Source organism: Falsiroseomonas oryzae (assembly GCF_027856955.1).
Lineage (GTDB): Bacteria > Pseudomonadota > Alphaproteobacteria > Acetobacterales > Acetobacteraceae > Falsiroseomonas > Falsiroseomonas oryzae.
This window is the reverse complement of record NZ_JAPSMD010000273.1, coordinates 1-7,375: the sequence shown is the minus strand read 5'-3', so window position 1 is coordinate 7,375 and position 7,375 is coordinate 1. Positions and strand designations below refer to the sequence as shown.

The following is a 7,375-nucleotide window of genomic DNA, read 5'->3' as shown; positions in this document are numbered from 1 at the left end:
ATGACGGCGCTGGCCTCGGCCAACCTGGTGGCGCAACGCACCGCGCGCGACGAGGCGCGGCGCGAACTGGACCGGCTGTCCGCGACGCTCGGCAGCGGGCATCCGGACGTGCGCGCCGCCGCGGGACGGCTGGCCGCGGCGGAGCGGGCGGTGGGCGCGGAGACCGGGCGAGTCGTGCAGGCGCTGGACGCCGAAGTGCGCAGCGCTCGGGCGCGCGTGGCCAGCCTCGAGACCAGCCTGCGCGAGCAGCAGGACCGTCTGAACCGCACCCAGGGTGCCGAGATCCGCATCAACGCCCTGGAGCGCGAGACGGAAGCCGCGCGCAGCCTGCTGCGCGCCGTGCTGGAGCGCAGCCAGACCACGGTCAGCCAGACGGCGATCGAGAAGCCGGATGCGCGGATCCTCTCGCCCGCGACGGTGCCGGGCGTGCCCTCCTTCCCGAAGCCCACGCTGTTCGTGGCCGCCGCCGCGGCGCTCGGTGTGCTGTTCGGCCTGCTGCTGGTCTGGTTCCTGGAACAGGCGGACAGCACGATCCGCAGCGGCGACGAGATCCGCGCGGCGCTCGGCCTGCCCTGCCTGGCGCTGGTGCCGATGCTGCGGCGGGGCATCCTGGGGCGGCACCGGGTGGAGGACTACGTCGCCCGCAAGCCGCTCAGCCCGTTCAGCGAGGCCATGCGCACCCTGCGCGCCGCGCTCTGGCTGGGCAGCGACCCGCCGCGCATCGTGGTGATCACCGCCGCCCGGCCCGGCGAGGGCAAGACCACCACCGCCGTGGCGCTGGCGCGGTCCGCCGCGATGAACGGGGAGCGCGTGCTGCTGATGGATTGCGACATCCGCCAGCCCTCGGTCGGCCGGCTGTTCCGGGCGGAGGCGGCGCCGGGCGTGACCGACCTGCTTCTGGGGCAGGCCGATTACGACCAGATCGTGCGGCGCGACCACCTGACCGGGCTGGACTACATCCCGGCCGGCGCGGCAGAGATCCACTCCCTCGGCCTCTTCATGTCGGAGGCGATGGCCGGGCTGCTGGACCGGGTGCGGCGGGACTACGACCTGGTCGTGCTGGACGCGCCGCCGGCGCTGGCCATGGCCGATGCGCGCGTCGTCGCGCGCCTTGCGGATGCCACGTTGCTGTGCGTGAAGTGGCGCGACACGCCGCGATCCGTGGTGCGCAACTCGCTCGCCCTGCTGGAGGACGCCAAGGCCCGCATCGTCGGCGCCACGCTGACCCAGGTGGACGCGAAGACGCATCGCCGCTCCGGCTATGCCGACAGCGAGGTCTACCACCCGCGCTACAGCGGGTATTTCAGGGAGTAGGGGCTTGGCGCGTTACCTGGTGACCGGCGGTGCCGGCTATGTGGGCAGCCATACCGTGCTGGCGCTGCTCGACCGCGGGGACGAGGTCGTGGTTCTGGACGACCTCTCCAAGGGCCATCGGGGCGCGGTGGCGGCCGGAGCGAAGCTGGTCCAGGGGCGCTGCGACGACCGTGCCGCGCTGGCCGATGCCTTCGCCCAAGGGCCGTTCGAGGCGGTGCTGCACTTCGCCGCCCTCTCGCTCGTCGGCGACAGCATGCGCGACCCGATGCGCTACATCGGCGAGAACCTGGGCGGCGTCGCGGCGGTCGCCGGCGCGGCGGCGAAGGCGGGCTGCCGCAAGTTCGTCCTCTCCTCCACCGCCGCGCTGTTCGGCTTCCCGGAACGCATCCCGATCGACGAGGAGCAGCGGCTGGAGCCGGTCTCGGCCTATGGCGAGAGCAAGCTGGTCTGCGAGCGGGCGCTGTCCTGGGCGGAGCGCGTGCACGGCCTGCGCTTCGCGGCGCTGCGCTACTTCAACGCCGCCGGCGCCGACCCCGCGGGCCGCGCCGGCGAGGACCACGACCCCGAGACGCACCTGGTGCCGCTGGCGATCGGCGCTGCACTCGGCACGCGCCCGCCGCTGACCGTCTTCGGCACGGACTACGAGACGCCTGACGGCACCTGCATCCGCGACTATGTCCACGTGACCGACCTGGCGGAGGCGCATCTGCGCGTGCTGCCGCTGCTGGACCACCGGTCCGTCCGCTACAACCTGGGCAACGGCACCGGGTATTCCGTGAAGCAGGTGCTGGAGACGGTGGGGCAGGTAGCCGGCCGGCCGGTGCCGCATGCCTTCGGGCCGCGGCGCGAGGGCGACCCGGCGTCCCTCGTCGCATCCTCCGCCCGTCTGCGCGCCGATACCGGCTGGACGCCGCGCTTCCCGGCCCTCGAGGACATCGTGCGCACGGCCTGGGCCTGGCATGCGGCGCACCCGCAGGGCTACGGCGACCGCACGACGGGCTGAGCCCGGGCGCGCCCATCCCGATCACATCTGGCACCGGCGCCGGTCGCCCGGCGGAACCGGAACCTTGTCCGACACGTTCCGGCATCCGTTCGGGGCCGGACGGGGCGCGGGGATGCGGAGACGCGAAAGAACGCCGCTGGCGGCCGTGCTGGTGGCGGGCCTCCTCCTTGCATGGCCGGCAGCCTGGAACGGTTATCCGCTCGTCTTCGCCGATACCGGCACCTATCTCGGCCAGGCGATCAGGCTCTATCTCGGCTGGGACCGACCGCCCTTCTACAGCCTGTTCCTGCACGCGCTGCACTGGCGGATCACGCTGTGGCCGGTGCCGCTGGCGCAGGGGCTGATCGCGGCGCATCTGCTGGCGCTGTCGCTGCGCGCGCTGGATCTGCCCGGGGCGGTCCCACTTTTGGCGGCCGCAGGCCTGCTTGCGGTCGGGACCGGGCTGCCGTGGTTTGCCACTCAGCTGATGCCGGACGTCTTCACCGGGCTGCTGGTGCTGGCCCTGTGGCTGCTCGGCTTCGCGGGATGGCGGCTCGGCCGGATGGAGCGTGTCTATCTGCTGGCGCTCGCGACCCTGGCGGTGGCGGTGCACCTCGCGCATCTGCCGCTCGCTGCCGGGCTGGCCCTGGTGGGGGGTCTGCTCGCGTGGCGCAGTGGCGGGGCGCGGCCCGCCCTGGTGCCGGTCGGCTGGATGGCGGCGCCCGTCTGCCTGGCCGTGCTGGGGCTCGTCGCCGCCAATGCCGCAGGGCATGGCCGCGCCGCCGTCTCGCCCTTCGGCAGCGTATTCCTCGCCGCTCGGCTGCTCGACGACGGGCCGGCGCTGCGCACGCTGGATGCCCGCTGCGCCAAGGAAGCCTGGCAGGTCTGCGCCCTGCGCGACCGGCTGCCGATGCACGCGAACGACTTCCTGTGGCCGCCCGACGGCCCGCTGCGCGGCGCCCTCGGCGGGGGCAAGGCCTGGGCTGCGGAAGCCTCCGCGATCGTCGCTGCGACGCTGGCCAGCGAGCCTGCGGCGGTGGCACGCGCCGTCGCCGGCAATGGGCTGCGGCAGTTCGGGATGCTCGGGACCGGCGACGGGCTGGAGCCCTGGCCGGCGGAGCCCGGACCGGAGGCGCTGATCCGTGAGCATTTCCCCGCCGAACTCGCTGCCTTCAGGGCCGCGCGCCAGTACGGCGGCGCGCTGCTGGCCGATGCACGGGCGCTGTCGCCGCTGCATGTGGCGACCGCCTGGCTCGGCCTGCTGACGCTCCCCGTCCTGGTGTGGCTGTGCCGCCGGAACCTGCCGGCGGTGGCGCTGGCCGTGTTCGTGCTCGCGGCCGCTGCCGGCAATGCCGCCGTGACGGGTGGTCTGTCCGGCCCGAACGAACGCTACCAGGCTCGCATCGCCTGGCTGCTGGCCTTCGCCCCAGCGGCCATCCTTCCCGCCGCATGCCTGCCGCGGCGCGGTCGGGGCAGGCCGCTAGTCCGTCATCCGGTCTAGCGCCCGCATCCGGCGGAGCACGAGCACCTTGGCAAGGATGGGCAACACGAGGCCCGCGGCGGTCAGCGCGGGCGCGTGGATCCAGAAGCCATCCGCGGTCCAGGGCACGCCGGCCCTGATCAGCACGGCCTTGACGACGCCGATCGCGATCACGTTGAACAGGTAGATCGACATGGTGAACTGGCCGAGCGCGAGGGCCCAGCGCTGGCCCTGCAGCGCCGGCGCGAACATCAGGCCGTGCAGCGCCGGGATGGCGGCCAGGCCGCAGGCGAGCATCGACCAGTCGCCCGGCAGCAGCCCGGCCAGCGACGCCGCGAGCGCCGTGGCGAACAGGGCCCACCACAGCGCCTGCCAGGCGGCGAAGCGCGGCAGCAGCCGCGCCTCGTGCTGCGCCACGGCAATGCCGACGGCGAAGAACAGAGCGTGCCGGGCGAAGCGGTCGAGGTAGAACAGCGGCGGCAGCTCGAGCGCCAGCAGCAGCAGCCCGGCGGCCAGCATCCCCGCCGTGCCGATCCGCCGCCAGGCCGGCGGCGCGGCCACCGAGCAGAGGAACAGCACCCAGAGGAACCAGATGAAGGTGGCCGGGCTGTCCTCGGTGGTCACGACCAGGTCGCGCAGTCCGCTCACCAGGCCGGACGGGCGGTTGTCCACATGGACGAACTGCTCCGCCGCGAGCTTGCCCAGCAGCACCACCACGCCCAGCAGCAGGAAGGGCGCCAGCAGCCGGTGCGCCCGGCGCAGCACGTAGCCCGGCATCGCCGCCGCGGGCGTCCGCAACGCACCGCTCAGCCAGACGACGTAGCCGCTGAGGTAGAAGAAGAACGGCATGTGGAAGCTGTAGATCGCGGATCGCAGCAGGTCCCACCATTCGGCGCCGCTCGGCGGCTCGGCGGCGACGATGTGCCCCACCACGACGGTCAGGATGGCGATGCCCTTGGCGCGGTCGAGGTCGAGCCGCCGCTCGCGCGTGGTCGCGGGGGCCTGCGTGGTGCCGGCGGCGAGGACGTTCATGTGCCCGCGGCGCGGCGCGCCAGTGCCGCGCGGAGCGCCTCGTGACGGCCGGTGTCGTGGCGCTCCGATCGCGCGCGGGCAAGGGCGGCGGCGAACCAGCTGAACTGGATCACCGCCGTGCTGGCGATCAGCGTGTTGTCGAACCCGCTGTGGATCAGCGCGGCGAGCACGGCGCAGCGCAGCACGAGGCGATCGGCGCCGCGCGTCCCGCGCGTGCCGGCCCAGACCCAGACGACGAGCGAGAGGAAGATCAGCGCGCAGCCGACGATGCCGGCATCGACCGACAGGCGCAGATACTCGTTGTGCGCGGCGTTGGAGCGGATCAGGCGGATCTGCGGGTCCTCGGGGTCGACGATCAGCTTGCCGGCGCCGAGCCCGTAGCCGAACAGCGGCCGGTTCTCGATGGCGTCGAGGAAGTAGGGCCAGATCACGTCGCGGCCGGAGAATTTCGAGAAGTCGTCGCCGCCCACGAACCTGTCCAGCGCGAAGATCAGCAGCGGGCCGAGCAGTACCGCTGCCGGCAGCAGGCCGCCCATGGCCAGGTCCAGACGCCGCTTCAGCGGGAAGACGCGGCGGTCGGCGAGCAGGAAGATGGCCAGCAGGAACAGGCCCACCGCGATCAGCGGCGCCCGCGCCTGCGTGGCCAGCAGCACCGCCAGTGCTGCCCCGCCCAGCACCAGCCAGCGATTGCGGAAGCCGCGCAGGTATTCGAGCGTGGCGGCGAAGACCGCGGTCACGCAGAAGCCGGCCAGGAACGGCGGCGAATGCAGGCCCTGGAAGCGCCAGTTGTGGTCGAAGGGCTGGTAGAACCCCGTCGGCCAGACCAGGAATCCGACCAGCGCGCTGACCAGCGGGACGAGGACGACGGCCTTGCACAGCGCCGACCACACCGGCCGCGGTGCCGCCGCGAAGGCCAGGACGAAGGGTGCCGTGGAGCCGACGAAGCTGCGCAGCATCTCGCCGAAGGTGGAGACGCGGCCGATCGGCAGCACGACCAGGCTGACCACGGCCACCAGCGTGAAGGCCAGGAACGGCCAATTGATCGCCCGCGCGAAGCCGAAGCGCAGGCACAGCATGGCGGCGATGGCGAAGGGGATGATCTTCACCACCGCGGCGCCCAGCGTGCCCACGCTGCCGCCGCCGCGTTCCGCCAGCGTGTCGAGCTGCAGGTCGAGCGCGAGCCCGTAGCAGGCCACCAGCAGACCCACTGCGAGCAGCGGCGCCTCGTAGAACAGCATCGCGATCATCAGCGCCGCCGCGGCAGGCAGCAGCGCCAGCGCCAGCTGCGGCGCGGCGATCGCGGCCAGCAGCAGCGCGGTGATGACGAGCAGCGCGAGCAGCGCGCTCAGGAGCGCGGGCGGAACGGTGCGCATGTCCTGGCGTTCTGCCACCCGGGACGGCCGCGGCCCAATCATCATTCGGTCAGGAGCGACGGCATGGGGGTGGTGGGCGGGACGCGTCAGCCGAACGAGGCGGGCGTGCGGGAGAAGCCGCAGCGGCTCGCCAATCTCACGCGGCTGCGGGTGCTGCTGATCGGCTGGGTGCTGGTCTATCACCTGGAGCTTGCGTTGCGCGCGCTGCCCGGGGCGCCGCTGGCGGAGGCCGTCGTGCTCAAGGGCTATCTCGGGGTGGACGGCTTCTTCGTGCTGTCCGGCTTCGCGCTGTTCCTGGGCTACCGGCACCGCCCGCCGCTCGGGCCCGCCGGCTGGGCCGCCTTCGTGCGCAGCCGGGCGGCGCGGATCTTCCCGCTGCACCTGGTCATGCTCGGGCTGCTGGTCCTGCTGGTTGCAGCCGCGGTGCTGGCCGGCGTGCGGGTGAACGATCCGCAGCGGTTCGGCGCATGGGAACTGCTGATGCAGGCGCTGCTGCTGAACGCGTGGGAGACCACTGCGGACCACGCCTGGAACTACCCGTCCTGGGCGCTCTCGGCGATCTGGGCGGGCTACCTGGCCTTCCCGGCGCTGCTGACGACGATGCTGGCGCGTGGCGCGGGCTTCTGCTGGGCTGCGATCCTGGCCTGCCTGGCCGGTCTCGCCTGGCTCGGCGCCGGCGAGGACGGCGCGCAGCTGAACCGCACGCTGCATCTCGGGCTCGTCCGCTTCGGGCTGGAATTCGTGCTCGGCGTCGCGCTGGCCCGGCTCGTGACGGTCCGTGCGCTTGACGCCTGGCTTGTCACGGGCGCCGTCCTGCTGGTGCCGCTCGGCGTCGGGCTCGATATCGACGTGGTCGTGGTGGCGGGCCTCGCCGCGCTGGTCGCGCGGCTCGGGATGGAGCCGCCGGGCTCGACGCCGCCGCGGGACCTGCTCTGGCGCCTGGGCGAGGCCTCCTTCGGAATCTATCTCTGCTGGGTCTTCGTCGAGGCGGCCCTCATCCTGGCCCTGCGCATGGGGGAGCCGGGGCCGGGTGGACGGCTCGCGCTGATGGGCGCGGGGCTCGCGGCCAGTCTCGCGCTGGGCTGGCTCGCCTGGCGCCTGGTCGAGCAGCCTGCGGCGCGCCGCCTTGCCGGGCGCCGCACGGCCGTCACGCCCTGATTGCCGCCGCCAGGCGCGGCCGCAGCGCCGGCCCGT

Annotated in this window: 6 protein-coding genes; 4 read left to right on the top strand and 2 right to left on the bottom strand. The window is 73.3% G+C overall.

What is annotated here, in order from left to right; all coding sequences use genetic code 11:
* From OZN99_RS21300 to OZN99_RS21290, 3 genes are all read left to right on the top strand, one after another.
* Positions 1-1,314 (top strand): polysaccharide biosynthesis tyrosine autokinase (locus OZN99_RS21300; protein ID WP_270937260.1); only part of this gene is annotated, 1,314 nt, incomplete at its 5' end.
* Between the two features lie 4 nt (positions 1,315-1,318).
* The gene (gene galE, locus OZN99_RS21295; RefSeq protein WP_270937259.1) at positions 1,319-2,317 is read left to right on the top strand and encodes a UDP-glucose 4-epimerase GalE; all 999 of its coding nucleotides are present in this window, start codon (positions 1,319-1,321) and stop codon (positions 2,315-2,317) included.
* Positions 2,318-2,429: 112 nt separating this feature from the next.
* Entirely contained in the window at positions 2,430-3,797 is a 1,368-nt protein-coding gene (locus OZN99_RS21290; protein WP_270937258.1) for a hypothetical protein, read from the top strand.
* On the opposite strand, the gene OZN99_RS21285 is transcribed toward OZN99_RS21290, so the two are convergent.
* Both OZN99_RS21285 and OZN99_RS21280 read right to left on the bottom strand, forming a co-directional pair.
* Entirely contained in the window at positions 3,777-4,808 is a 1,032-nt protein-coding gene (locus OZN99_RS21285) for an acyltransferase family protein (protein WP_270937257.1), read from the bottom strand. The genes OZN99_RS21290 and OZN99_RS21285 overlap by 21 nt on opposite strands.
* Positions 4,805-6,181: an O-antigen ligase family protein gene (locus tag OZN99_RS21280; protein WP_270937256.1), complete on the bottom strand. Its 1,377-nt coding sequence runs from the start codon at positions 6,179-6,181 to the stop codon at positions 4,805-4,807. Before OZN99_RS21280 ends, OZN99_RS21285 begins: the two co-directional genes overlap by 4 nt.
* Before the next feature lie 63 nt (positions 6,182-6,244).
* Here OZN99_RS21280 and OZN99_RS21275 point away from each other — a divergent pair, with 63 nt between their 5' ends.
* On the top strand, positions 6,245-7,339 hold the full coding sequence (locus OZN99_RS21275; RefSeq protein WP_270937255.1) for an acyltransferase family protein: 1,095 nt from the start codon (positions 6,245-6,247) through the stop codon (positions 7,337-7,339).
* Positions 7,340-7,375 lie beyond the last annotated feature (36 nt).

What these genes read in the sequence shown, in the direction of transcription:
- OZN99_RS21290 (WP_270937258.1), top strand. Translation starts at nt 2,430, where the DNA reads ATGCGGAGACGCGAAAGAACGCCGCTGGCGGCCGTGCTGGTGGCGGGC.
- OZN99_RS21275 (WP_270937255.1), top strand. Translation starts at nt 6,245, where the DNA reads ATGGGGGTGGTGGGCGGGACGCGTCAGCCGAACGAGGCGGGCGTGCGG.
- OZN99_RS21285 (WP_270937257.1), bottom strand. Translation starts at nt 4,808, where the DNA reads ATGAACGTCCTCGCCGCCGGCACCACGCAGGCCCCCGCGACCACGCGC.
- OZN99_RS21280 (WP_270937256.1), bottom strand. Translation starts at nt 6,181, where the DNA reads ATGCGCACCGTTCCGCCCGCGCTCCTGAGCGCGCTGCTCGCGCTGCTC.